The sequence below is a fragment of the Rhizobium sp. AP16 genome, assembly GCF_000281735.1.
In the GTDB taxonomy this organism is placed as follows: Bacteria; Pseudomonadota; Alphaproteobacteria; order Rhizobiales; family Rhizobiaceae; genus Rhizobium; species Rhizobium rhizogenes.
In genome coordinates, this window is sequence record NZ_AJVM01000067.1 from 86,400 (window position 1) to 113,346 (window position 26,947).

Annotated in this window: 20 protein-coding genes; 13 read left to right on the forward strand and 7 right to left on the reverse strand. The window is 57.8% G+C overall.

Annotated elements, in window-relative coordinates:
• The first annotated feature begins 147 nt into the window (after positions 1-147).
• Genes PMI03_RS21545 through PMI03_RS21555 form a run of 3 tightly spaced genes read left to right on the forward strand, consistent with a single transcriptional unit; the run spans position 148 to position 4,266 of the window.
• Positions 148-2,466 (forward strand): glycosyltransferase, encoded by a 2,319-nt coding sequence (locus PMI03_RS21545; protein ID WP_007697915.1) that lies wholly within the window; start codon positions 148-150, stop codon positions 2,464-2,466.
• Complete coding sequence (locus tag PMI03_RS21550) at positions 2,444-3,424, forward strand: hypothetical protein (RefSeq protein WP_007697918.1); 981 nt, start codon at positions 2,444-2,446, stop codon at positions 3,422-3,424. Before PMI03_RS21545 ends, PMI03_RS21550 begins: the two co-directional genes overlap by 23 nt.
• On the forward strand, positions 3,421-4,266 hold the full coding sequence (locus PMI03_RS21555) for a lipopolysaccharide assembly protein LapB (protein WP_007697922.1): 846 nt from the start codon (positions 3,421-3,423) through the stop codon (positions 4,264-4,266). The genes PMI03_RS21550 and PMI03_RS21555 overlap by 4 nt, the downstream gene beginning before the upstream one ends.
• Before the next feature lie 35 nt (positions 4,267-4,301).
• Here the strand turns inward: PMI03_RS21555 and PMI03_RS21560 are convergent, their stop codons facing one another.
• On the reverse strand, positions 4,302-5,675 hold the full coding sequence (locus PMI03_RS21560; protein WP_309574452.1) for a capsule biosynthesis protein: 1,374 nt from the start codon (positions 5,673-5,675) through the stop codon (positions 4,302-4,304).
• A gap of 79 nt (positions 5,676-5,754) precedes the next feature.
• Between PMI03_RS21560 and PMI03_RS21565 the strand changes: the two genes are divergently transcribed.
• On the forward strand, positions 5,755-6,483 hold the full coding sequence (locus PMI03_RS21565; RefSeq protein WP_309574453.1) for an ABC transporter permease: 729 nt from the start codon (positions 5,755-5,757) through the stop codon (positions 6,481-6,483).
• Between the two features lie 28 nt (positions 6,484-6,511).
• On the opposite strand, the gene PMI03_RS21570 is transcribed toward PMI03_RS21565, so the two are convergent.
• From PMI03_RS21570 to PMI03_RS21590, 5 genes are all read right to left on the reverse strand, one after another.
• Positions 6,512-7,606: a DUF6270 domain-containing protein gene (locus tag PMI03_RS21570; RefSeq protein WP_007697926.1), complete on the reverse strand. Its 1,095-nt coding sequence runs from the start codon at positions 7,604-7,606 to the stop codon at positions 6,512-6,514.
• Between the two features lie 84 nt (positions 7,607-7,690).
• Complete coding sequence (locus PMI03_RS21575; protein ID WP_007697927.1) at positions 7,691-8,800, reverse strand: FkbM family methyltransferase; 1,110 nt, start codon at positions 8,798-8,800, stop codon at positions 7,691-7,693.
• Between the two features lie 54 nt (positions 8,801-8,854).
• Complete coding sequence (locus PMI03_RS21580) at positions 8,855-10,216, reverse strand: glycosyltransferase family 1 protein (protein WP_007697928.1); 1,362 nt, start codon at positions 10,214-10,216, stop codon at positions 8,855-8,857.
• Entirely contained in the window at positions 10,213-12,342 is a 2,130-nt protein-coding gene (locus PMI03_RS21585) for a capsular polysaccharide biosynthesis protein (RefSeq protein ID WP_007697933.1), read from the reverse strand. The genes PMI03_RS21580 and PMI03_RS21585 overlap by 4 nt, the downstream gene beginning before the upstream one ends.
• A 21-nt stretch (positions 12,343-12,363) precedes the next feature.
• Positions 12,364-13,794, reverse strand: a complete 1,431-nt coding sequence (locus PMI03_RS21590; RefSeq protein WP_007697936.1) for a capsular biosynthesis protein — start codon at positions 13,792-13,794, stop codon at positions 12,364-12,366.
• A 354-nt stretch (positions 13,795-14,148) separates the two neighbouring features.
• Here PMI03_RS21590 and PMI03_RS21595 point away from each other — a divergent pair, with 354 nt between their 5' ends.
• The 9 genes from PMI03_RS21595 (at position 14,149) to PMI03_RS21635 (ending at position 24,586) form a co-directional block, all read left to right on the forward strand.
• A complete protein-coding gene (locus PMI03_RS21595) occupies positions 14,149-15,354 on the forward strand; it encodes a capsule polysaccharide transporter (RefSeq protein ID WP_007697939.1) in 1,206 nt (401 codons plus the stop codon).
• Entirely contained in the window at positions 15,351-16,082 is a 732-nt protein-coding gene (locus tag PMI03_RS21600) for an ABC transporter ATP-binding protein (RefSeq protein ID WP_007697941.1), read from the forward strand. Before PMI03_RS21595 ends, PMI03_RS21600 begins: the two co-directional genes overlap by 4 nt.
• Positions 16,083-16,743: 661 nt before the next feature.
• Positions 16,744-17,757: a helix-turn-helix transcriptional regulator gene (locus PMI03_RS21605; RefSeq protein WP_007697943.1), complete on the forward strand. Its 1,014-nt coding sequence runs from the start codon at positions 16,744-16,746 to the stop codon at positions 17,755-17,757.
• A 220-nt stretch (positions 17,758-17,977) separates the two neighbouring features.
• Positions 17,978-18,985, forward strand: a complete 1,008-nt coding sequence (locus PMI03_RS21610; RefSeq protein ID WP_229202641.1) for a polysaccharide biosynthesis/export family protein — start codon at positions 17,978-17,980, stop codon at positions 18,983-18,985.
• 127 nt (positions 18,986-19,112) lie between these two features.
• Complete coding sequence (locus PMI03_RS21615) at positions 19,113-19,976, forward strand: FkbM family methyltransferase (RefSeq protein WP_007697946.1); 864 nt, start codon at positions 19,113-19,115, stop codon at positions 19,974-19,976.
• Between the two features lie 41 nt (positions 19,977-20,017).
• Positions 20,018-21,343: a glycosyltransferase family 1 protein gene (locus PMI03_RS21620; RefSeq protein WP_309574454.1), complete on the forward strand. Its 1,326-nt coding sequence runs from the start codon at positions 20,018-20,020 to the stop codon at positions 21,341-21,343.
• A gap of 18 nt (positions 21,344-21,361) precedes the next feature.
• Positions 21,362-22,417: a hypothetical protein gene (locus PMI03_RS21625; protein ID WP_007697952.1), complete on the forward strand. Its 1,056-nt coding sequence runs from the start codon at positions 21,362-21,364 to the stop codon at positions 22,415-22,417.
• A gap of 163 nt (positions 22,418-22,580) precedes the next feature.
• Positions 22,581-23,312 carry a response regulator gene (locus PMI03_RS21630; protein ID WP_007697955.1) on the forward strand — a complete coding sequence of 244 codons (732 nt, stop codon included), beginning with the start codon at positions 22,581-22,583 and terminating at the stop codon, positions 23,310-23,312.
• Positions 23,309-24,586, forward strand: a complete 1,278-nt coding sequence (locus tag PMI03_RS21635; RefSeq protein WP_007697958.1) for an ATP-binding protein — start codon at positions 23,309-23,311, stop codon at positions 24,584-24,586. Before PMI03_RS21630 ends, PMI03_RS21635 begins: the two co-directional genes overlap by 4 nt.
• A 402-nt stretch (positions 24,587-24,988) precedes the next feature.
• On the opposite strand, the gene PMI03_RS21640 is transcribed toward PMI03_RS21635, so the two are convergent.
• Entirely contained in the window at positions 24,989-26,944 is a 1,956-nt protein-coding gene (locus PMI03_RS21640) for a MacB family efflux pump subunit (protein WP_007697962.1), read from the reverse strand.
• Positions 26,945-26,947: the final 3 nt, after the last annotated feature.

Below are 26,947 nucleotides of genomic sequence, written 5' to 3' on the forward strand. Positions count from 1 at the left end.
GAACCACAGGGCGGACGGCTTCGGCCGTCCGCCTCAAAAAAGAACCGGGAGGCGGTGGTTCCAGTATTCAATCCTTCGTCTGTAACGAAGCCTTGTTAGTACGGCATCCCGCCTGTTTCCTTTGTAGCAGGGGCTTGGGAGTGGTGAATGCGTTATGAAGGTGTCGTGTCGCCCTATTCGCTCGATGCTGGGGGCATCGACGAAAAATCGTTGATTGAAAAATTTTCCGGCAAGACCGTTTTTTTTGACGGTGTGTTCAAGGGCGACTATAGCCTTGCGATCGTCAATCGCCATCTGGCCCGCGCGCTGATCGATCTTGGCGTCAATCTCATATGCCATACGGCTGAAGAGGATTGGCAGACCGACGCCCGCCTCGTTGCAGCGCCGGACATCATGCGCCACATGCGCGAGGATTATCCCGCCAACGAGCGCTTCGATATTCATCTCAGAAACACATGGCCGCCGAAGACCCACGACATGATCGGGCAGGTCAATGCCTATGTCGGATTTGCGTGGGAAGAGCTTGAATTTCCACAATATCTGGTGGACAGGTTCAATCAGGATCTCGATCTCATCATGGTGACCGCGAACTTCGTTCGCGACGCCTTCCAGCGCTCCGGCGTGACAATTCCGATCGAGGTCATCGGCAATGGCTGTGATCATGCATCGATCCCCAGCGGCAATACGATCTCGCCCTTGCCGGAAAACGGGCGCAAACGGATCCTCCATGTCTCTTCCTGCTTCCCGCGCAAGGGCATCGATGTCCTGATCGACGCATATCTGCGCAGCTTCCGGTCAGACGATGCGGTGGAGCTGGTGATCAAGACCTTTCCAAACCCGGACAGCATATTGGCGTCGGTGCTGGCGGAAAAACGCGGGCAGCTTTCCGACGCGCCTCCGATCGTCGTCGTCGACCAATATTATGACGATGAACAGCTTCTAGCTCTTTATCGCTCCGCCGCCATGGTGGTGGCGCCCAGCCGCGGCGAGGGTTTCGCTCTACCCCTGGCCGAAGCCATGCGGCTCGATGTGCCGGTGGTGACGACAGCTTACAGCGGGCAACTCGACTTTTGCCGTTCCGACACCGCCTGGCTGGTCGATTACCATATGTCGGCGTCCCGAGCTCATGTGGCAGGCTCCTTCAGCCTTTGGGCCGAACCGTCCGTGGAACATCTGGGCGCACAGATGCGTGCGGTGCTGGATCACCCCGGCGAGGCCCGGGCCCGCAGCGAACAGGCACAAAAGCTGCTCGCAGCGCATTTCACCTGGCATGCCGTGGCGCGCCGTGTCCTTGCCGCCTTGGCCAGGCCGCCCCGTGTCGCTGCCGAAGCCAAGCTCGATTGGACCATCGATCTGATCTCCTCATGGCAGCAGCAGTGCGGCATTGCCACCTATTCACAGCACCTCTATTCGCAACCTGCCTTTTCGGAGAAGATTGATCATATCTTTGCCCGGCGGATCATGAACGACGCTTTGCCGGAGCAATCGCCGGAAGAGACGGATGCGGCATCGCAAAACCTGTCTCGGCTCTGGGGTTACGACCTCGCCTCGCTAAAGCGTTTTGCCGCCAGACTCGAACACGGACGGGCGGATGTGCTGTGGATGCAGCATCATCCGGGTCATTTCTCCACGCCCGACATGGAAATGCTTGCCCAGGTACTGCCGTCAACAAGACATCGGTTGCGGGCCCTCACGATGCACAGCGTGAAGGAGGCTCTTCGTGGCGGCCCGTTGCGATGGACGAAAGCCTTCGATGTCGTTTTCGTGCACTCGGCGGAAGACGCAGCAACCCTGTCGGCCGCCGGACATTCGAATGCGATCGTCATTCCGCATGGCGTCCTTGTCGAACCGGAGAATGCGCCCAAGCCTGATCCATCGCAATTCACCATCGGCTCTTTCGGCTTTTTGATGCCGCACAAGAATATCGATCGTCTCGTGCTCGCGTTCGCGGAGGCTCGAACCTACGATCCAAGATTACGGCTGAAACTCCTGAACTGCATGGTTCTGAATGATGAGTCGCGCGCCGCGCGGGCCGCCATCGAGAACCTGATCGAATATCTGGATCTGTCGGAACATGTAACCGCGCGCTTCGATTTCGTGCCCGAGGAGGAGTTGCGTCGCGAACTTATGACCTGCGACCTGCTTTCCTTCCTTTACGGTCACTCGACGGAGACGGCGACAGGGGCCGCGCGCATTGCAATGAGCGTGAATCGCCCACTGTTATGTTCCCGCTCGCCGGTTCTGCGCGACATGTGGCCGATCAGCCATGTGGTCAAAAGCACGGAAATCGAATGCATCGCCGAGGCGCTCCTCAGTCTCGCCCAAAACCCGCTATTGCTGAAAATGCACGATAACGAACGCATTCAGGCGGCTCATTGGTATTCCTATCCGCGCACTGCTGCGCGGCACGTCATAGCGATCGAACAAATGTTAGGGGGCAATATTGACCGTCGCCGAGTTGCATAGAAAACAGCCCGTGGATGTCGTTCCGAAGGACATATTCACCTTGCCGGCAGAATCCTTTGTCGATGCCTGGGCAGCGGCATTGGATCTGACGGAGATCGATCTGACTCAGGATGACAGGCTCGCCCTGGCAAACGCCATTCGCGGTGGAACCAACCGGTTGCGCGTCGTCGACGCGATCAAGGCGCGACGCCCCATCCCGCAGGAGCTCAGCGAACGATCCGGCATTCAAGCGATCCGGCGTGAGCCGGACCACTATGCCATCCTGGAAAACTTCACCCGCTTCGCACCGGGCGACGATCCGACGTTCCTCCGCTATGCTTTCTCGCGGATTTGCGGCCGCGATCCGACATCGGCCGAACGACTTGGACTGGAGTTCGACCTTAGACGCGACGTGACTACCCGGACAGCGGTCGTGAAGAAGATCGTTGCCATTGCGCGCCGGGATGGTCAGACGGCTTTCTGGGACACCCTGCTGCCCGGAAGCGAAAGCGAGGTTCAAGCAGACTCCGATCCGTCCAATGCCCGCGTCTCACCGGCGAGTCTGCTCGTTGATATGGAGGGCCAAGCCACGGCTGTCTTTGTGCGCGAAGTCGAGAATGTCGGCTGGATGATTGCCCCCGACCATCTGTGCCAACCACTGCAGATCAACGAAGGGAACTGGAAAGTTCAGCCCGGATGGCTGCTGACTGGCCCCAAGCGCAGTTTTGCAGAGGGAACCTGGCTGCTCGATCTCGACCTGATCCAGCCGCCGAACGCCAGGCTGGATGTTGAAATCGTTGCAAACTCGGGCCTGGACTTTCTTCAAAGCATGACATTGACCGGCTCGTTTTCGGGAACCTTGTGCATCGCCATCCGGCGGGACCATCGCTTCGTCGAATTGCGCATACGCGTCCATGAGCGCAGCCCGGAAGATTCCTGGCTGCGTCCTCGCAACATTTCCATGCGGCAGGTACCATGAGACGAGAGCTTCGCATCGCATCCACATTTCTGCGCGCCGGCCACGCGGCAGATGACAAGGCAAAGGTCGGGACATCAGTCAATCCATTGGCGGAGGCTGATATCGCCCGCGACCGGCACGACTGGGCAAACGCGGCACTCCACTATCATGAGGCGCTGCAGCGGAACCCGACGCGGATAGACCTGTTCGTTCAGCTCGGCCATGCCTACAAGGAACTCGGGGACTTTGATGCTGCACTTGAAGCCTATCGCCGATTCCTCGACAAGGAGCCGCACGATGCCGACATTCATCTGCAGCTTGGCCATCTCCACAACCGGATGAACGATCCGGAAACGGCGTTCGAATGGTATAGCCGCGCGAGTGCCCTGGCTCCAAATGACCCCGAAATCGCTCGGCATGTCGATACGGCAGGTCTGAGATTGTCTCGTTCAGGCATAGAGCGCAGACGCCAGAAGGCTCTGGATCTTGTGCAATCGGGGCAATGGCAGCAGGCGCGCGAGCAGTTGCGGAGCCTGGTCACGGTCGACGGGGAGGTCGATCTGATCGCCGTCTATGCGAATGTGACCAAGGAGGCCGGTGATTTCGAGGAAGCGCTACAGCTTTACGAAGCCTATCGCGAGTATGCGAAGACCAACCAACCGACCGCGCTAAGCGACGTCGAAATCCAGCTCGGGCACCTCAACAAGGCCAAGCGTGACATAGGCGCTGCCTTGCAACACTATATTCGTGCTCGTGATGCCGAATTTCACCTGTATGGTCACGTTGCCCCCAATTCCATCTGCGAGCGCGAAATCCGTTCGTGCATGGGAGAAATCTATACCTGCTTCTGGCAGGCGGACTGACATGGCCGGCCGAGGCCGGCCATGTTGCACCATACTCAGCCGCTGTCGTGATCTCGGATCGCGGTCAGCAAGAGCCAGCCGAGCAAGTAGGCGAGGCTTGTGGTCAGGAACACGATGAGGATGTTCTTGAGGGCCAGCGGCAGCTCAGCCTCGTCAGGCAGATGCGGCGGCACCACCACCTCCAGATAGAGTTGCTGCCGGCGCGCGTCGGCTCTTGCCGCTTCGAGTGCATCGAGAGCGGTGATCATGGCCTTGTTGGCGAATTCCCGCATCAGGACCAGGCTCTCATAATCCGCGATTTTAGGAGCAAGGGAGCTATCATTACCGACCATCTTGCCGCGCTCTGTTTCGATCTGTTTTTCGAGCGCTGCGATCTGGCTCGTTACGAACGGCACAGCGTTGCTGTCCGGCGCAGTCTTGCGCATCTCGGCGAGGCGCGCTCGCGCGTTGGCCAACTGGACGGAGAGTTGACCGATGAGTTCGACCATGGAGGTGGAGCTGGCATTCGGGTCGATCATCAGCTCCTTATTGCGGAAGATCGTGATGTTTTTCTGCGCGTCGATAACCTGCTGCTCCGCCTCCTTCACTTCATTATCAGCGAACCGGACGGCGTCACCTCGGGCACGATCGTTCATGCGCAGCAGCAGCTTGCCGCCAAGCGCGAGCAGGGTGTTGTTTAGGTCGTAGGCGTCGTGCGCGTGAAAGGCGGTGGTGCGCAACACCGTGATGCCGGTCGTATCATTGTGGATGACTTCGACGCGATCCGAGTAATACTGATAGAGTTCCTCCTCACTATTGTTCTCCCAGAAGCGTGGATAACGCATCAGCCAGTCGGCCTGCGGACTTCCGAAGATTGCGCGCACGGGCATTTCCTGCCCAAGTTCCTTCAGGGCTTCGCGCGAGCGTATGTATTCCTGAACGGAGAAAGTGTCGTCCTGCGAGCGCGTTATGCCGCTGTTCTGCAGCAGGTTGCCGAAGGCGCTGGAGGATGGCGGTGCAGCCATACGCACGACAAACGAAGCTTCCGACACGAAGATCGGCGCCGCAAAGAAGGCGTAGTAGACGCTGACGGCCAGCGTGGGAATGAGGACGACAAGCAGGAATATATACTGCCGCTTGGATCGCTTTCGGCGTTTGATCGTTTTCTTCTGCCCAAAAATCGGTGTGGCTCGGTAATCGAATGACTGCTGATGCTGCTTTCTATTGGGTACTTTGCCCTCAGCCTCGGGAGTTAGGAGAACCATGGCAGCACCTTTCCAGTTGATTGTTTGCGTCGCACCCGGAGATCCGCGTGCCACGTACGGTAATTGTCCAAAGTTGACGCAAAGAACATTGAGCAGGACGCTTTGCCCGGTATCGTGGAATGACCCGTCGACAACGCACGAGGAAACATAAGGAACCTCCCGCATGGATCCGATACATGGTGAAGCTCACGGCTCCGCACAGTTCGTCACGGGATTGAAGATCCAAGCCAGAGTTCTCGGCGCGATGATCATGCGCGAAATGGTAATGCGCTATGGGCGAGAGAATGTCGGTTTTCTTTGGCTGCTCCTGGAGCCGATGATCCTCACGTGCGGTGTCATGATCATGTGGACCGTCTTGAGGCATGAAGCACACGGGCTCATTATCGGCGCCTTCGTTCTCAGCGGATACATGCCGCTGACCCTCTGGCGTCACGTCTCGAGCCACGCGGTCTCGTGCCTGCGTCAGAATTTGCCATTGATGTATCACCGTCAGATTCGCTTGCCTGACGCACTTATTTCCCGCGCTTTGCTGGAGATCGGTGGCATAACTGCGGCGCTCGTCGTCGTCTATACCGCGGTCCGATTGATCGGCTTCGTACCGCCCTATCAGGATCTCGGTTTGCTGCTGGCCGGCTGGTTGTTCATGGCGTGGTTCTCTTTCGCGGTCGGGCTGGTTTTTGCCGCAGCCTCGGAAAGGTTCGAGTTCGTGGAAAAGCTCGTCCAGCCGATGCATTATCTCATGCTGCCGATTTCCGGCATGTTCTTTATGGTGGCATGGCTGCCGAGCGGGGCACAAAAGCTTGCGCTCTATGTTCCGCTTGTCCACTGTTTTGAGCTGTTCCGGGCTGGCACCTTCGGCAATACGATTAAAGCCTACTACGATGTCGACTACCTCTTCAAATGCTGCTTGTTCACTACGGCAGTGGGGCTCTACATGGTCGACCGGGCACGCCATCATGTGAAGTTCGAATAAAGTGTCGATGGTCGCATGCTGAACGTTTCTACTGGTTGGCATAACATTTTACCTGATGCTGGAACTCGAACGACCGTAACAGCGTGTCTCGCAATTCTCTGCGATTAGCGAGGGCGTAGTGATTAAGGAAAGTCTCGGCCGATTCCGGCTCGCGCCCCAGAATCCAGCGAAAAGCCGCGACGACATCAGGGGAGTCGATTGGTTCATCAAAATGGCTATCGGTGGGGCTTTGAATTTTAGCGAATAAATAGGGCAGGGCGCCGTGCAAGATATCGAGGCCGAACCGCTGCAGGTTGGGCTTTGACAACGCAGTCTTGGAGAAGGCGTCCATCAGACCGGAATAGTTGGTGAGCGTCGACACGAGGTCGCACGAACGCGGTAGGCCGTGAAAACCACCATTGGCGTGGTAAATTGCTGCCGTCTCTATCCAAACGTCCGCAGCATAATGCATCGGCGCCGGGCCGTAGAGGGCCGCATCGTTGGAGTAAAGGGCAACTGACGGTGTCAACACGCGGCTGTGTTTGATACGTCCGAGGCAAAACTCGATCAACATGCGGCAGATAGGATAACGCATCTGCCAGCGGCAGAAATCCGTGATGTAACTATTGCTGTCGGTAAGGCTTCCGCGGTAGTCGGCCGTGGGCGGGACGTCGAGAAAAATTACTTCCGTCTCTGGCAGCTCAGCGTTCAGGAAATCACAGAATTTCTGCAATGCATCGGTCGCGAGCCTCCAGAATTCGCGACTTCCAAAAGGCACAATCTTGAAAAGGCGGAACGCTTCAAGCTGCTGAAGCGGATCAGCTTCGAGCAGCTCGTAGGGCACTGTCAATATGCTATTCTTATGGCGCATAATTGAAGCCCGTGACATACGGGAGAAATCCATCACAAGCGTTTGTGGGGCGGCGTCCTTCAGTCTTTTTCGGAAGCCCTTCTTGGCCTCGTACAGCAATTTTTTTTTGATCTGTTCAGGCCATTGCTCGATTGCATTGATGCTGGCCTTCCTGTCATCCATGAAGCTGGCGACGTTTATTCCGTAGCAGAAGAAGCCAAGCTTACTTTCTGAGAAGGCATACTTTACAAACTCCTCACTAGGACATGAGCCGTAATAGGCTATGACGCTCATGCGATGACCCCCTTCATCTGATTGCTGCTCCCAACGAAACACCCGCAATTCGACATCCTCGATCAACTTTGATCGAGACGGCGATTAGAGAGCAGCCTCCCTTACACGGCCACGTTTCACCTTCGACCTTGCCAGTTTCATTGGCTTTTCTGACTTCATCGCTTTTGCAGGTACATCTGTTTTCCCGACCATTTCCACGCCGAAAGCCTGAATACGCTCGTGTATCTGTCCAAACCGATCTGCGTGGATAGCGAGAATATTCGCTACCTTGCCGGCGGAAAAATCCAGATCGAACTGGGAAGCCGCCTCCACCTGCGTCAACTGTTCCCGGGAGCTGCTCCAGATACTATAGCCCAACTCCGTAAGGTGCTGGTGTATGGCGCCCGGTGGCGTCTTTGATAGGATGCCAAGCATATCACGGTTGATCTCCATGAGCATTGTCGGCTTATGCGTGGCAATGGTGTGCTGCGCACCCCGAAGGAAGAGGCCTTCGGCACCTTGGATATCCACCTTCATCGCATCTGGCCGCATCGCTCCGATGACCCGGTCAAGCGTTTCGACCTCCACCGACCGACCGATCTTTTGGTCGATAGTGTCGACCACCAATCTTGTCGCACCTGCGTTGCTCGTCTCTTCAGCATTGTTGAGCCGCATTTCTCCGGGGCCGTCGGCAAGAGCCTGCTGCCGAACGCTGACTCGGTCGGCGAAGCCATTCTCCTGGATAGAGCGATTGAAGAGGTCCCAAAGTTTCGGTAGCGGCTCAAAGGCTAGCACCTTGCCTTTGAATGCGGGACGAGCAGCGACGGAGAGCGAGTAGTAGCCGACATTGCCGCCAACATCGATGAAGTGTCCATCATCCGGCACGATCGCCTTGATCAGATCGAGGTCAAATTTTTCATATTCACCATTCATAATCCCGAAAGAAATATGGTATTGCCGCAAATCTAAATACAATCTAAAATTGTAGTTTGTTTCAAATAAAACAACTATAGATTTCGGAATAAAATTGTTGAAGAGCAACTCGCCATAGCGGTTATGGAATTCGGCCGATGAAAGGAAGCGCTTGCGGTGCTCCTCCAACGAAAGGTCACTGAGCTGTAGCAGGTTCCGGGCTATGGCATCCCGTTCGTGCTCGTTGAGTTTACGGCCAAGGATAAATCTATAGCAGTTTTCAATATCATAGTAGCTAGTCACTTTGTTGGCCCTCCTCCTGTCGGAATCGCCTTTTAATGGAATCCATGCTGGTATTCATGACAACGCTCCAAATGACATCGCGGGCGAACGCTGCGGCGCGCGCTGTGCGGAATAGCGGCGCGCCGCGACGTCACTTTCGATGAGGGTTTCCAGGTCGGCGAAATGCATATCCCATCGATTCGCGGCGCTTGCTCTCGTCCGGCGCAGCGGCGAGGCTGCGATCGCATCCACCGCCGCGCGCCAATTGAGACCGTCGAGCGGGTTCAGGAAGATCGCCTCGTCGATGCCGGCGGCCTCGCGATGCGATGCAATATTGGAAGCGATGACCGGTGTGCGCAGTGCCAGCGCTTCGGTGATCGGCATGCCGTATCCTTCAGCGAAGGATGGCGCGAGTAGCGCGGCGGCGCCGGAAACGAGCCGTGCCAATGCGGCGTCTTCCAGTCCCGGCACCTCGATCACGAGGCCTGGCAAGGCAGGGCAACGTTCGAGCATTGCGAGGATATGGCTGTTCTCCCACCCTCTTTTCCCAACGATCACCAAGCGCGGCGCTTTGGGACCGTCGCGCTCGGCAAGGTACTGCCAGAGGCTGAGCAGCAACATATGGTTCTTGCGCGGTTCGATTGTTCCAAGCGTGACGAAATAGGGATTTTGAGGGCGCTCGATATCTTGCGGCGGCTTCAGGAAGCACTGTTCGACGCCCGGCGGCAGAACGGCGATCGAGGGCAATTTCCGATTGCTTTCCTGGGCATAGGTGCGTAGCGCGCGGGCAGTGACCTGCGAGTTGCAGAGGACGAGCGCGGCATGCTGCAATACCGTGTCCATCCTGCGGCGATGCCGTTCCGGTTCTTCTGGCCGGACAAACTCAGGATGGGACAAGGGAATGAGGTCATGCACATAGAATATGCCATTGCGGCCCGTTTCCCTGAGCCAGGAAAAAGCGGAGGTTCGCTCGAGGCGACTGTGGGAGACATGCATGAATGAGGCGTCGCGGGGCACCGGCAGGCCATGGGAGAAATGGGTGGTGACCATGCGCGCAAGCTTGCGCAATTTGCGGGAAGGGGCGTCGATCCCCTTCGGCACAGTCGCCGGTTGCCAGGAAATCTTGCCGTCGATCGCGGCGAAGATTTTCTCCAAAAGAGCAGTCTGGGAGGATGAGAGCTCGGTGGTGGCCCAGCGGTCGTTGAGGGTGGAGATCAGGCTATCCGCCCGCCCGGCTCCAACGGATATTGCCCCATGATAACCGGTTTCGATGAATGATGGTGCCTGCGAAAGCTGGATGTCATTCGATGGCGCAGCTTGTTTGCGGCGCTCGTTAAGCCAGAGCGCATAGTGGAGTTCGTAACGATCAATACCGGTCGGCGTCGGGCAATGCGCCCGCTCAATGAGCCGGGAAATATCCATGACGACAGATTTCATCGCAGCCTTCTTACTCCGGACATGTGGATCATATGGGCCAGCCATCGGCGCCTTGAGGGGTCAGGCGCGGTGCCCTGGCGGGCGCGGTACAATTCGGCAATGACATCTTCCACCTCGCAAGGCAGGTCGGCGATATTCGACCAATAGTGCGGGTAGAGGATAAGCGTACCGGCCACGAGCGCATCGAGGCTCAAGGTCCGCTTGCGTCGAAGCGAGACGACGGCATCGTTGGTCAGACCCCAGCCGGCGTAGAAAGGCAGGCCGTAGCACCATACCGACCGTTCCCGCAGAAGCGCTTCGAAGCCGATCTGCGAAGTCGCGACATGGACTTCATCGGCCGCGTGCAGCAGGCCGTTCAGATCGACGTTGCCGACGACCAGGTCGGCGATGTCGTGCGGCGGCCGGCTTCGGCCCGGATGCATGAACGGTTCAGCGAGGAGATCCGGATGCTGTTTGTAAACGATGAATGCATCGGCGCGAGCGCGCCGGACGGCTCCTAGAAGCTCGGTATCGGAATCATGGCTTGCCATGCCGAGCTGCAGCGAGGCGTCGTTCGGTACCTGTCCGGCCACGAGAACGATGGACCGTCCCATGGCTTGCTCGCGGTAGTTGGGGGAGGGCTGCGCCGGTAAGTTATACTTGGTGATCCCCGTCGAAACGATGGCGCAACGAAGCCTTCTCGCGCGCTCGAGGAGAGCGTTGTCGAAGTCCGCGGTGCTCAGAATGGTTTCGAGCCTGCTCGGCTTGGACGCATCGAAATAAATGCCCTCGGCATCGAAGCAGAGCGAGGAGGGCGGGACGAGCGATGTTCCGAGCCCGGCGGAGCGGATAAAGCCGTCTTCCACCCGAATGATCGGCCGCCGTCTTCCCTGCTTCCATAAGGTGCTTTCCTCAGGCGGAGCGCTGTTACCCCACAATACGATCTTGTCCGCCGCCTGGATCTGGGCAACCGTAGGCCGGTTCGTGAACTGCACCTGCGACGATGGGCTCGTCAGGTAACGGCGCAGGACCGAGCGCTTATGCAGCGCGAAATTGAGGCAGAGATAGCGACCGGACAGCGAAGATGCGCGCCGGCGCCATTCCAGCAGCCGCTCGACAGCCTGTTCTGCTTGGACTGGCTGGCGCGTTACCGGGTCGACATACAGACTATATTGAAGAAGCATCGCATGGGCGAGTTCGTCGATACCGACGCGGCGGGTCCGGCGGGCACGCGCAGCGGTCGCGACAATGCTGTCGGCACGGTCCTGTGTCAGGCCCCATCCGGCATAGGCCGGCATGCCGAATGTTACGACGGTCATGCCGCGCAGCAGCGCATCCAGACCGAGCTGGCTGGAGACCGTCCAGACTTCATCGACGATATCAAGGATCGAATGGGGAGAAACGGCGCTGTCGATGAGCTGGATACGGCTATCTCGCGTATGCGACGCCAGATAGCCGCGCGCACGGCCGGCCACGACATCGGGGTGGCTCTTGACGATGATGTCCGCGTTGCTCTCGGCGCGCGCGGCATTCCACATCCTCAGAAATGTTTTGGCATCGGCACCTGAGCCGGCGATGGAACGGTCACCGACGACCTGGTCCACCAGCAGGATGCGCTTGCGGCGCGTGGGCCGCAGCGAGATGTTCCCTTCGGGCAGATGGTTGTATTTGGAAAGCCGCTCATGGACGATCCATTCACGCAGTTTTTTTGCCCGTGCCAGATCGGTGCCGGGCGTCCCGTTCTGCAGCAATGTCTCCAGCCGGGACGCCGTGTGAGCCGAGAAATGAATGCCAAGATCATCCGCGATCAGGGAGACCGAGGGGGCTCCAGCCTTGCCGAGACCCACGGAGCGCAGGAAGCCGTCTTCCAAGGTCCAGTAGGGAAGCTTGCGCATGTGCGCGTAGCGGCGGGCGATGCGTGCAAGCGGCTTGTCGCCCCAGCCAACCACGCCGTCGGCTGTTCCTCTCGCCAGTTCGATCGGCTGAAGCGATGCGCCGAGCGTGGAGCCGATCAACGGGAAACGCCAGCGCGTTGGAAGGAAGGCGAGAAGTCGCGCATCCGTCGGCGGCAGCCAGAACGCACGCTCGTTCTGTTCCGCCGGCGCCGGCCGCTCCTCATTGGGAAAAAGTGTGTAATCTGAAAACATCCGCAATCTCCCGATCCCACATCACGTTCCGCTGCGACCGCCGAAATCCGGCTGTTCCAGCAGAGTTGTGTTGTCCGGGTGCAGGAAAGCGACCGTCTTCGCACCGGCAGCGGACGGAAGCTGCGCGCGAATGCGCTGCACGACGCGTTCGGCGGTATCTTCGATATAGGTGCGGAGATAGAAGCTGCCGTTGATGAGGCTCTGACGATACATGTGGCGCACGAATTGCTGCACCCGCTCCTTTTGTGGAGCGATCGGGTTTTGCCAGAAGTCGTCTATGGCCGCAGCAGATAGCGCATCATTCCTGGGCAGGCTCGCAAGCCCTTCGGCGCCGTAGAAGGTATCGCCGAGGGCGAGAAGCGGCTTTCCGTGGTTGAGCGCGAGAAGACCGGACGTGCTGTTGACGGTGATGAGGCCGAGCGAATGGCGGATGAGAAGGCCGATCGATCCGTCGTCGAGCACCTGCACGCGGTCCTCGCATTTGCAGAGCATGGCCAGTTGCTTCACGAAGGGCCGATAGCTCTTGTGTCCGCGGTCCATGGGATGAATCTTGAAGACCAGTTGATGCGCCGGGTCCGCGCGGCGGGCGAAGGATCTGATCGTCTCGGTGATCAGCCGTTCCATCGTCCAGCCACGGCCATGGCTGAGAAGCTGCTGATCGTCATGGACCTGCAGTGCGACGACGAAGTAACGGCCTTCCTGGTTCTCGATCAGATCGACCGTCAGATTGTTGTTCCTGGGGTAGTAGCGCAGTTTGCGATAGAAATTGCGCGTCCAAAGGATCACTTCCGACAATATCGCCCGGTTGCGGTGATGCTCATTGCCAAAAAAGAATGGAGCACCCAGCGCCTTCACCACATAATAGGCGATCCCCTCCATCGCCATCGACCGGAACAGATTGCCGCGCATCATTTCCGCCGGCTCCAAAGGTGTTTCCGCATCGCCTGCCGGGGGCGCGTCGATGCGTAGTGGCGATCGGGCATTGTTGCCGCCCCACTCGCAGGAAATGAAATGGGGGCGGGCATAGCCCTCTTCGAAGCAGAGCACAGGCACGCCCAGCTGCCTCGCGACATCAATGGCCGTCCGGTGGTACGGGCGGCAGTCGCCGAAGAGCACAATGACCAGCGGCGCGTCTCTTTTGATGAAGGCCGTCAGCCAATTCGCCCAGGCATCGGTCGTGCCGCAGAAGTTCACGGCGCCTTTACCGTGGGAAAACAGCCAGTCGCCGCCGTTGAAATTGACCTTCAGCGTATCGTAGCCGCCGCTGGCGAGAGCCCTGGCCAAAGTGTTGAAGAACGGGCCTACCGGCCCCTGCAGGAGGAGAACGATGGACTTCGATGCGGACGTGTTGCCCGTGGGCGATCGGGAGTGATTGATCGCTCTGAAGTTCATGTGATCGCGCAGGTTTACGAAATTGCTGCCGCGATCAGAGACTCCTCCGAACTTTCCCATTCCGAATTCCTTGAACAGCAATGAAGGATCAGCGGCTAAGTGGCTGACATTTATTGCTGCGACATTTTACCCACGCCATACGGATCACGCCGCCAAAGTATTAATTGCGACAGGACGCCATCTATTTGAAATTATAAAGAGAAAATCTCTATTGATCGCGAAATATATTTGACTTTAAAAGGATATATGGGAACCTATCGCCAAAATTTGTGTTTCTTTCCGTATTGTACAGGCGAGAGACATGATGATTTGGCATGAGCGAGATGGGAGGCTTTCTGACGTCTTGAAGATGACCCCGGAAAACTACAGATATCCCCCCATTATTCTCCGTGAGAGAGATTTGACGGCCCTCATATGACGCGCATTGAGAACAACAGGGAGTTCGCCGATTTCGTAACGCTGGTAACCGTGCGCTCGTCCGCCACGGCTTCCGGCGGAAATGTGAGTTGGTGGAGCGCACGCGCACACTGGCTACGATCGCATCTGCTGCTGCTTTTTATGCTGGTGATCCCCGGAATGCTCGGCGCCATCTACTACGCCTTCATCAGTGCGGAGCAGTATGTTTCCGAGACGCAGTTCGTGGTTCGCAGTCCCAACCGGAACGCGGCGGGCCTGCTCAGCGGCTTCCTGCAAAGCACGGGCTTCGTGCGGGCGCAGGACGACAGTTATATTGTCAGCGAGTTCATGATGTCGCGTGCGGCTGTGGACGAGCTCGCCATAAAGAACGGTTTGAAGGATATCATGTCCCGCCCCGAGGCGGACTTCCTCAACCGGTATCCGTTGCCATGGACCGTGGCGAATAATGAGGAGCTGTTTCAGCACTACAAGAATTTCGTCAAGGTCGATACCAACAGCAGCAGCGGCGTGACAACTCTGGAGGTATATGCCTTCCGGGCAGAAGACTCCTTCAATCTCGCCAATGCCCTGCTTCAGCATGCCGAAGAGCTCATCAATCAACTTAACGACCGCGCGCGAGGGGATGCCATCCGCTACGCACAGGTCGAGCTGACCGACAGCGAGGGCAGGCTACAATCCACGCAAAAGAACTTGACGGATTTCCGTAACCGCGAAACGCTCATCGATCCGACCAAGCAGTCGGCGGCCGCGCTCGACTTGATTGCGCGGCTTTCAGACGATGTTGCCGATAGCAAGGCTCGACTGGCGGCTCTTGACGATCAGGCGCCCCAGAGCCCGCAAGGAGATGCATTGCGGGCGCGGGTGACCGCGATGGAGCGCCAGGTCAGCGACGAACGGGCGCGGGTCGTGGGTAGCGACAGTTCGATGGCGCCGCGCATCGCGCAGTACGAGCAACTTCTTCTGGAAAGGGAAATGGCGGCCAAGATGTTGGCTTCAGCGACCACCTCGCTGGAAAATGCCAAGATCGATGCGCAACGTCAGCAGCTTTATCTTGAGCGCATTTCCAATCCGAACCTGCCTGATCATCCCCTCTATCCTAAGCGCATCAAGTCGTTTCTGATGTTCCTGGCGATATGCGGCGCCTTCTACATGATCGTGCAGTTCTTTGTCTCCCAAGTTCTGGAACACGCGGCATCGGAATGAACAACATCCCCACCAGCCTCGCAGAGTTTACCGCACCGAAGGAGCCGCCGCAGAACGACGCTTCGGCGCTGCCGGAAGGGATCGTCGGCGTGTTCGACATCGTCAAGGAATACGAGGTTCATGGTCGCATGCGGCGCGTGCTTGATGGTATCAATTTCAAGATCTCGCGCGGGGAGAAGATCGCTGTCCTCGGCCACAACGGCGCCGGTAAATCCACCCTTGTGCGTCTGATCGCCGGGATAGAGGAACCTACCTCGGGCAAGATCGTGCGCAGCATGTCCATGTCCTGGCCCATCGCGCTCAGCGGCGGCTTCGGCGGATCGATGACGGGCTACGACTGCATGCGGTTTCTGTCGCGCGTCTATGACAAGCCTTTCGATGAAATCCGCGACATGGTGGAGGATTTCAGCGACCTCGGCAAATATCTGCGCATGCCGCTCAAGACCTATTCGTCCGGCATGCGCGCGCGACTGGCCTTCGGCATGTCGCTTGCCATCGACTTTGACTGCTATCTCATCGACGAGGTGATGGCGGTCGGCGACAAACGGTTTCAGACCCGTTCTTTCGAGGAACTTTTCGTCAAGCGGAAGGACCGCTCGATGATCGTCGTCGGCCATAACTTAAATGTGATCGCCGATATCTGCACCTCTGCACTGGTCCTGAAGAATGGTCGCGGCCGCGTTTTCGACGATGTCGAGTATGCTTTCCGTATCTATTCGACACTCTGATCGAATCACGATCAGGGATCACCGGTCTCGAACTTCCGAATTCTGCGCGCAAATCGTTTCAAAATGACACAGTATTCTTAGGCGATGGCCGTTTAGCCGTCTCCGATTGAAGCTTGCCATACAGGTGCATTTGAGATGGTGCATGGTCTGTCACGAATTTAGTCAAGTAAATTATACTAAATTAGCAAAATTGAAATTAATTCATTTTATAAGTGGTTGCTCATGATGACCGCTCTTGCAAGGAGCGAATCTATCGATGCTTTTACCCCTTTCGGCGGGCAACTGTTCTCGCCCGGATTTGACCTTGCATTTTAGCGATTCATTCTGCAACCTGTGACGGTTATTCGCAATATGAGCAAATACTTCAGTGGTCGTTTTTTGTCCGATGTCGTCTTAACGAAAAGTTCACGTCCTGCGGGAGAAGCCCAACGGCGCGAATGTGTATAACATTGTCATTATCTGTACTGTTCGGAAGAAATCTACTATGCTAATTTAACAGCGCTTAATGTAATTTAAGCTGAATGATTATGCCGTGTTAGGACGATTGAAGGAGTGCGCCTATGGTCTCACCCTTAAATGGAATCCGCGAAATCTGGCCTAAGTGAAAATCGAGTGCTTGCAATTGTTGGGATGCAACTTTAGATTTTGAGTAGGGTGGCAGATGACTATGTTGGGAAGAGTTGTCGAGCAATGCGTGGGCACCTTTGAGGTGTATTCTCGTGATGCGATTGTTCGCAATCTCGATGTTTTAGAGCCGAACTGGAAATGGACTGTGCCGTCGGATCCCGGCGGAGATTATTCCTTCAAGTTCAGCAAGCAGCCCCTCCAATCAGCGTCTATCATCAGCGCTGAGCATTCGGGCAGCCTAGAGGGGGTTGCTAAGCATGACATGCCTCGCGTCAGCATTGTCTTCGTCCTCGCGGGGGAGGTGGAGGCGCATGACAGGCGAACACGCAGGTCCGTGCGTATTTCCGCTAACAATGTCGCAAGTATCAGCGACCGGATGGGCAAACGCCTGGAGATCAAGCCGAGAAGCTCCTGGCTGATGTTCCAGGTTCCGGAAGCCGTGCTGCGTCAGCATTTCGAGGAACTCACAGGCAGGCCCTATGTGCAGGAATTTGTTCTGTCTTCGGTCAGTTTTCGTCAGGGAGGGGCACAGGGATTGTATCAGACCCTAAGGCAGGCTGAGAAGGATCTCATGTCAGCCCGTCCGGCGGAAAGGGTCATGCTCGCCAAAGCTTATAACGAACTGGTGCTGGTCAAGCTTTTCGCAAAGCTGCCGCACAACCTGTCCGATGCATTCACCCGCGGGGCTTTGGAAACGGCGCCCCGTCAGCTTCTGAGGGCGGAAGCGTTCATGCGTGACAATTTGCACAATTCGATCATGCTGGAGGACCTCGCCAATGCCGCCAGCTGCAGCCCACGCGCGCTCCAGCGAATGTTCCGAACCTACCGGGGCGACACTCCGATGGGGATATTGTGCAATTACCGGCTTGCCGCCGCCCATGGCGCTATTAAAGGTGGTCATGCCGAGAGTATAACTGATCTTGCAATGAGTCTTCAGTTCTCGAACCCGGGCCGATTTTCTGTCCTATACAAGCATGCGTATGGTTTCAGCCCCTCGTCGATCCTCCGTTTTACCCGGGAACGGAGTGACGAGGCCGGGATGGCATGATGCGCGTGCAGGTTAGGATAAGTCACAACTGTCTCTCTGCCGCTCGGGATTGGTAATGCAACTAAAAATTGGGATTTTCTGTGTTCTTGCCTGCCTTTTGACGGGTTGTGCGTTACCTGATTCTGGTCCGAAGACCTCACGGATATTGGAAGAAGCGGCCGGGCGAGCCTCGCCACCGTTTGCCTTGGTCGATGTCAATTCGCAGTCACTGATAAGAAATGTGGAACGCCCGCGCCTGAGCCTTGCTGCCAGATTTGGCGAGGGACCGCGCGATCCCGGCTTGCGCATCGCTGTGGGAGACGTGATTTCGGTCAATCTCTGGGAGGCGCCGCCCGGCAGCCTGTTCGGCACGGCTGCCAGCAGCACTGGCCAGCAACAGGCTTCCGGCAGCTCGGTGACCATTCCGCCCCAGGTGGTAAGCAGCGACCGGACTATCGGTATTCCCTATGTGGGCCGCATCAATGCTGCCGGACGCACGCCGGCGCAAGTCGAGAGCATGGTGGTAGCGGCGCTCGCCGGTAAGGCGGTGCAACCACAGGCGCTGGTGACAGTGCAGCAAAGCACGGCCAATACCGTGACCGTTACCGGTGAAGTTGCCGGCGGTGCGCGCGTAACACTATCGCCGGCGGGAGACCGCATACTGGATGTGATTGCCGCTGCGGGCGGATTGCGCGCTGGGGTCAGCGAGAGCGTGGTCTATTTGACGAGAAGGGGAGCAACCATGGCTCTCCCCTTCGAGACGATCGTCCAGTCGCCGCGAGAGAACATACGGCTGCGCCCGGAGGACGTGGTGACGGTGGTGCGTGAACCGAGGACCTTTACGATTCTTGGCGCGACCGGACAAAATGGGGAAGTGCCTTTCAGTTCGCAGCGCGTCACCATGGCAAATGCCGTGGCGCGCGCAGGCGGGCTGCAGGACAATCGAGCCGACGTGACAGGCGTATTCCTGCTCCGCTACGAACCACTTGATGTCGCGCGCAGGGTCGTTCCGCCGAATAATCCGCTTCTGCGCAGAGGGACCGCAGTTCCGATCGTCTACAGGTTCAATCTGAAGAACGCGGCGACGTTGCTGGCAATGCAGAGTTTCGAAATCCAGCCGCGCGACATCGTTTACGTGTCCAACGCGAGCTCGGTCGATGTGCAGAAGTTCATGGGCTTGTTCCAGGGCCTTACTTCACAGGCACTATCCGCCACATCCGTCGGCATATCCGCGGCAGCGGCGAATTGATGAATATCTCGTAATTCTAGTTTGCGTTTGAAGGGTATCGAGATGCGGGTACGAGCAGAATGGGGCCATCACCATGATGTCAGGCTTACGGACTGCTCTGCGCACCGGCTGGTCACGGAGAGTTGACATGAGTACGTCACCGCTGCTTCACCTTCACGAACTCATGGCGTTTGATCGGCGCCAGGCCGAGACAGCCATCCTGCAGCGTGTGACCAGCACCTATCTCGGTGACCACACGGCTCTGGTGCGCGTTCTCGGGCGCTACAAGCTTTATGTGGACACGCGCGACAGAGGCTTCGGCTCCCACATTCTGCTCGATGGTTTTTGGGAAATCTGGCTTACGCTCTTCTGTGTCCGCAACGTCAAACCCGGCATGACCGTCGTCGATGTCGGTGCGAATTTTGGATATTATTCCGTGCTTCTGGCCGAACTTGTCGGCGAGGAGGGCCAGCTTATAGCTGTCGAGCCCAATCCCCATGCGGCGGATTTCCTGAACCGTAGCGTCGACCTCAATGGCCTGTCCAGGCGAACGAAGATCGAGACTGCCGCTCTCGGCAATGTCAACGATGAATGGGCTCCGCTTTATATTCCCCGAAGCGAGCCGAAGAATGCATTGATCGTTTCCGATCGCTTTGTTCCGAACGCTGAAAGCGGTGCAGTGGTCCAGGTTCCAGTCACGACGCTGGATCGGCTTTGTGCCGCTTCCGCCCGGATCGATTTCATCAAGATCGATGCCGAGGGAGCGGAGGAGGCCATATTCGAGGGAATGAGCGAGACGATCGCTCGCCACAAGCCGATCATCGTCGTCGAATTCAACGCCGGGCGCTATGTCGACGCGGGCGGCTTTCTTGACCAATTGACCGCGGTCTACGGATCGCTCCGACGTCTCGATTTCAGCGGCGAAGCCGTGTTGGTCACGCGTGAGCAGCTTTTGACCGAGTATGGGGGCGACGATTCGCTTCTCGTCCTTTCCCGCGACAAGCCGACCTGAGGCCGCTGTCCAAATAGGCAATGATGGTGGGAGAGGTAAGAGTGGGTCACACGATTCTTTACGACGGTCTCAACCTTTCACTCAAGAAAGGCACAGGTGTCGCCACCTATACCCGAAGCCTGATGTCCACGGCGCAGGCCCTCGGCTACAAGACCGGCGTCGTCCATGGCATTCAGGGAAATATTCCGCGCGATCCAATGTTGCGCGAAGTCATCCTGTTCGATGACAGCAGCGAGCGCCCGACAGGGCCACTTTTCACTGCCCGACGCTGGCTGCGACGGCGCATTGCCGCTCCGTTCGGCGTGAAGCCCGTACCCATTCCTCTGAACGGCACGGTCATCCTGAAGTCGCTTCAGGCACAACTTGGCGATTCCGGATTGCTCTACGCCTCGAACGACCTGTTCAATCTCGCACGTCATCATTTCAAGCGCTATGGCAACAATCTCGCCTTGAGCTTCGAGCAGCAGCCGGATCTTCTGCATTGTACCTATCCAATGCCGATTGCCGCGAAGAAAGCGTTGAATGTCTATACGATCCACGATCTCGTGCCGTTGCGGCTGCCTTATCTGACCGAGGACGACAAGCGCTATCACTACAGAATGCTGCGGTCACTGGTGAAGCGGGCCGATCATATCATCACGGTTTCCGAGACATCCCGGGACGACATCATCAAGGTGCTGGGTGTAGACGAAAAGCGCGTCAGCAATACCTACCAGGCCGTCCAAGTGCCGGATGCGCTTCGCGCGAAGCCTGACGACGTGGTGGCCGACGAGATCGCCGGCATCTTCCATCTGGACTGGAAGGGATACTTCCTGTTTTTCGGCGCGTTCGAACCGAAGAAGAATATTGCGCGCCTGATTGAAGCTTACCTCGCCAGCAAGACGGACCTACCACTGATCATCGTCGGCGCCCCTGGCTGGAAAGGTGATGCAACGCAAGAGCTGATCGACGACGAGCGTTTTCGTTTCTTTCGGCGCGCCGATGATCGGATCATTCCGCAGCGCCAGATCCAGCGCTTCGATTTCGTCTCCTATCCTTTGCTCATCAGCCTGATCAGGGGGGCGCGAGCGGTGCTTTTCCCCTCGCTTTACGAGGGCTTCGGATTGCCGGTGCTTGAATCCATGCAGTTGGGAACCCCGGTGCTCAGTTCGACGGAAGGATCCATTCCCGAGATTGCCGGCAAGGCCGCTTTGCTCGTCGACCCGTACAATACAGATGACATGCGCAAGGCCATATCCAGCCTCGCACAGGACGACGGACTTTGCTCGCATTTCGCCGAGGTTGGTCCGAAGCAGGCTGCTCGTTTTTCCGCGGACCGATACAATCAGCGGGTGGGCGAACTCTATAACACTCTCTTCCATGGATAGATCGGGGAGGATGCTTACATGACGATCCTCTTTGCTTTTGGCATGCCAGGCGTGATGTCATCCTGGGGCGCTGCAGCGCTTCATGCGATGGCGCGCGAGGCATATGGCGACTATGCGGTCATTTCGACCGATAAGGTCGAGGATCTCAGGCAGCATGTACAAAACCGGACGAAGGCACATGCCGTCCTTGTGTCTCAGTTTCCCGAGGCGAAGCTGTCGGAACTGATCCTGCGCGTAAATCTGCCCTATATACTGTTCCTCGAAAATCCGGTTGACGCCGTTTCCTATCTCGCGCGCTCCACCGAACAACGGGATCTCGGGCTGGTCAGGGCCGTCTCGGCAAGCCTTGCCTGCCTCGAACCTATCGCGCACGCTCCCACGGCGCTTATCATGCGCCGGAACGATGTTGTCGGGCGAAGCGGTATCGACATGCTGCTGAAAAGAATAGACGAACATTTCAGCATCGATCTCACCGCCAATCAGATTGCCAATGCCTTGCTGCACCTTGGCATGACGGCGCCTGGTAAAAAATTGCTGGTAACACCACCGAAGTTGGAGGAAGCAGCGGCGACGGTTATTGCCGGCTATGCACCACCGCAGAAAGACGGATCCGAACTCAGCGAACCTCTGCAACAGGCGATCGAGAAGGTTCTCCTCCCGCTGGAGATCGGGCATGGCGATATTTCCGGGCAGCCTATTTCCTGGCCGCGAGAGACGTTCTTTTCCGGCGACAGACCTAACGAGAGCATCGAGGATTCGATCGATCTCACCGGCGGTGCACGCTGCATCATCTACGGCCCTTACTTTCATCTGCCTCCCGGCCGCTGGGACGCCAAGCTGGCCTTCAATATCGATGAGGACTGCTATGGTCAGATCTTCACCATAGAGGTCCATTCCGGGGAAACGCTCGGCAAGCTTCGGGTTTGTCCGGAAGGGACAGGGTCATTTGAGACGACCATGCACGTCGACATCGTCGAGCCGCAAATCCCCATTGAAATCCGGTTCATGATGGACAGCGGCGCCATCGAGGGTCGCCTTTCCGGCTGGACCGTTGAATGGCAGCGCGCAGCATAGCTTATTTGCACCCGGCGCCACCCCGTTCCATTGCCCAACATTTCCCTCAACGATATTTTTGTAAACCAATGTTTCCTGCAGGATTTTTTGCGCGTCTTGCCTGTGAAAAGTCTTCTTTTGAATGGGAGTTGGTATAAAACTTAGCAAAAATGGAACTGTGCCCATGACACTGACTACCGCGCCTGATGTCCTTATCGTCGACGACGACCACGAGATTCGCGCGCTCCTCAGCCGCTATCTCGAGGAGCAGGGTTTCCGCGTCTCGACGGCAAGCGATTTGCGCGGCTGCAACGACGCCCTCAATCGGCGTGCCCCGGATCTGCTGGTGCTCGATGTCATGCTGCCCGATGGATCGGGCCTCGATCTTTGCCGCGACCTCAGAAACCGCCGTCCCCGCGTGCCCGTCATTCTCCTGACTGCCTTGAAAGAGGATATCGATCGCATCCTTGGGCTTGAGATCGGCGCCGACGACTATCTCGGCAAGCCATTCAATCCGCGAGAACTGGCAGCGCGCATTCGGGCCGTTCTTCGCCGGGTGAACGAGGACTTGACCCCGGAGCCGGAACAGCGGCGTTATCAGTTCGCCGATATGACCCTGGACCCGCAGCTTCGTCGTGTCACCAGGGACAACGGCGAGGTCATTGGACTGACGGGCGCCGAATTCGATCTGCTCAAGGCCTTTCTCGAACGATCCGGCCGGCTGTTGTCGCGCGACCAGTTGCTGGACCTGACGCAGGGGCGGGACCGTGATCCAGCGGATCGCTCGATCGACGTCCTGATGAGCCGGTTGCGCCGCAAGCTGGGTGAAACGGCTGAGGATCCGGTCTTCAGAACGATCCGGAATAGTGGCTATCAGCTCGTGGTTCCGGTGACGGCGGTCAAAGGCGATCCATGAAATCCCTTGGTGCTCGTCTGGCGCTTCTTCTGCTGACGGCCATTGTATTGGTTGTCATTACCTCCTCCTTTGTCGCAAGCTTGGTGATGCGGGGGCCGCGTCCGGACATGACGATGGAACCGGTAGCACACCAGCTGTCGATCCTTGCGACATTTGCGGAGAACGATCGGAGCGCTGCGGTCTCTTCCGGTCTGGTGATTGCTGCCCTTCCGGCGGACGGGCCGCGCGATGAGCACCTTTCCAGAGTCCTTATGGAGGCGCTAAGTCGCATAGCGACAGCGCGATACGCAACCATAACACGTCAGATGCGCGGGGAGACGACTGCATCGATCAAGCTTTCCGATGGTAATTGGATGATGATGCCGATGCCGGAATTCGGGCCACCGCCCGACGGTTGGACGATACTGGTGGGATGGCTCGGCCTGATCATCACAGGAAGCGTGCTGGTATCCATCTTCGCCGCCTCGAAGATCATGAAGCCGCTTCGCCTGCTGGAGCGAGCCGTGGCTGAGATGGGTCCGGATGGAACGTTGCCGCACGTGCCGGAAACCGGCCCAGGAGAAATCCGGGTTACCGCGCAGGCTCTGAACGGACTATCGGCACGCGTGAAGGCAGCGACGGAAAGCCGGATGCGGCTGGTTGCGGCCGCCGGACATGATCTTAGAACCCCTATGACAAGGATGCGGCTGCGCGCCGAATTCATCAAGGATGATGAAGACCGGCGCAAATGGCTCTCTGATCTGGAAGAACTCGATACGATCGCTGACAGCGCCATTGGACTGGTTCGCGAGGAAATCTCCAGCGACGGCCTGCAATGCGTGAGACTCGATACGATCGTCGGGGATATTGTCGAGGAACTTGCCGCGATCGGCATGAATATCGAGAGCGGAGAACTGCAGCCAGCGTCGATCTCCGCAGGCGTCCTGGCACTCACCAGGGCTTTGCGCAATCTCCTCATCAACGCTGCCACGCATGGCGAATCGGCAGTCGTCACGGTCGCTCATTTTGGTGACAGGGCTATCGTCAGAATCCTCGATACCGGCCCGGGCATTCCCGAAGAGCGCTTGAACCAGGTGTTCGAACCTTTCTTCCGCATCGATATTGCGCGGCAAAGATCCTTTCCGGGGGCGGGTCTCGGAATGGCCATCGCCAAGGAAATCATTTCCAGGTTCGATGGCGAAATCGTCGTGCGCAATCGGCATCCTCGGGGTCTGGAGCAGTTGATTACTTTCAAGACTCCCAACCAGACCACCAGCGGCAGGCTTGTATCCTGACGGGTTACTGGTTGCTGGAATTCCAACACGCCACGGTCGGCGAGGGCGCAGGAGCTGCCGCTATGGCGGAATCTCGACCATAATTTAGCGGTGCGACAAATAATATGCTTGCCAGACCTATGAAAAACTGGCTGATTGCGACCGACGAATAACTTCGTTTGGCTTATTAAATAAAGGCCTGCAGAAGGGCAATGTCGGGACAACAAATTTCCCGAAAACTCCTTGTTTCAGCAATGTTCAGAAATGTTGCTGCCGCCGGTTCATGTAGAATTGGTGCTGGTCGTAAGCTTTGCTCGAGCAAGCTTTTGACCGCCCCCGCATACCGGCTTCGCCATGACGCCCCCCAACACGGATGGCGAAGCCGGATTACCCCTCAAGTCTCTACTGGTCGTTTCGACAACGTCAGTCTCTTGATAGCGCCGCGACCGGATCGAGCCTGGAAGCATTGCGCGCCGGCAGATAGCCGAAGGTGAGGCCGATCATGCATGAGCATGTGAAGGCAAGTACGATGGAACTTACCGAATAGACCAGCGTGAAATTGGAGCCGAGCCGGTTGAAGGCAAAGCCGAAGCCAAGTGCTACGGCGATACCGAGCCCGCCGCCCAGCAGGCAGACGAGGACAGCCTCGATCAGGAACTGCTGCAAGATGTCCTGCCGCCGCGCGCCGACCGCCATGCGAACCCCGATCTCCGCGATACGCTCGGAGACCGAGACCAGCATGATGTTCATGACGCCGATGCCGCCGACGAGCAGCGAAATGACCGCAATCGCGGAGACCAGCAGGGTCATCGTCCGGATCGTGCTGGTGATCGCCTGGCGGATATCGTCGGTGTTGAGAATGAAGAAGTCCCGGGCCTTGTGACGGTGCTCCAGGAATTGCGTTACCGCCGCTTCGGCGGTCGCACTTTCGGTATCGTCGCTGACGCGCACGGTAATGCTGCGCAACGACATGTCGCCGAGAAACCGAGCCTGCACGCTGGTATAGGGAAGATAGACCGAGAGATTGTCGCTGGAGCCAAACCCGCCTTGCTGGGAGGCGATGACGCCGATGACCCGCACGGGCACCTTGGCGATGAAGATCGTCTGTCCTAAGGGATCGAGACCTTTGTCTTCAAAGAGTGTCGTGGCCGTATTCTGGTCGATGACAGCATCCTGCGCCATTCGCTGTACACTGTCGTTGTCGAACAGGCGACCGGTGACCAGCTTCGAACCCTTGACCGAGAAATAGGCGTCGCCGACGCCATTGATCAGCGCATTGGCCTCCGTCGAACCAAAACGCACGGTGCTGCTGGTCGAGACCGTCGGCGTGACGGCGGCGACATAGGTGAGCTTGGCCAAGGCATCGGCATCGCTGACCATCAAGGTCTTGATACGTCCGGAGCGCATGTCCCCGAAGCTCTTGCCGGGAAAGATTTCCAGCGTGTTGGTGCCAAGATTGTTGATGTTCGACAACACCTTGCGCTGGGATCCTTCACCAAGCGCGATAACGCAGACCACCGAGGCAATGCCGATGATGATGCCGAGCATGGTGAGGAAAGTGCGCAGCCGATGGGCTTTCAGCGCAAGCACCGCCATGAGGAAGGCTTCGGTCAGGCGGCCGCCCAGCTCCCGCCAGCCTGCCTTGCCTGCAACGGTTTTGGCAGAGGAGTTGCGACCGCGCAGGCTCTCGCCGGCCGAGCGCCTATCTGCAACGATCTCACCGTCGGAGATTTCGATAATACGATCTGCGCGGGCGGCAACCGTCATGTCATGGGTGACGATGATGACCGTGTGGCCCTCGGCATGCAGCTCGGCAAGGATACGCAGCACTTCTTCGCCGCTCTCCCGGTCGAGCGCGCCGGTCGGCTCGTCGGCCAGAATGACCTGGCCATTGTTCATCAGGGCGCGTGCAATGGAAACGCGCTGCTGCTGGCCGCCGGAAAGCTGACCCGGTCGATGTCCGGACCTTTCGGCCATGCCGAGACGCTGCAGTAGAGCAGTTGCGCGCGCATTGCGCGCATGGCCGGGTTGTCCAGCATAGATCGCCGGCACCTCGACATTGCCAAGCGCCGTCAGCTCGGAGAGCAGATGATAGCGCTGGAAGATGAAGCCAAAGTGTTCGCGGCGCAGTTGCGAAAGCGCATCGCTGTCGAGCAGATGGGTTTCGGAGCCGGCGATGGCATAGGTGCCGTTGGTCGGGCGGTCGAGCAGGCCGATGATGTTCATCAGCGTCGACTTGCCGGAGCCGGAGGGGCCGACGATGGCAACCATCTCGCCTTCGGCAATCGACAGATCGACGTCCTTCAGCACGGCGATGGTGCGATCGCCGGACTGATATTCGCGGCGTACGCTTTTCAGTTCTATGAGAGGAGAGGACACGGC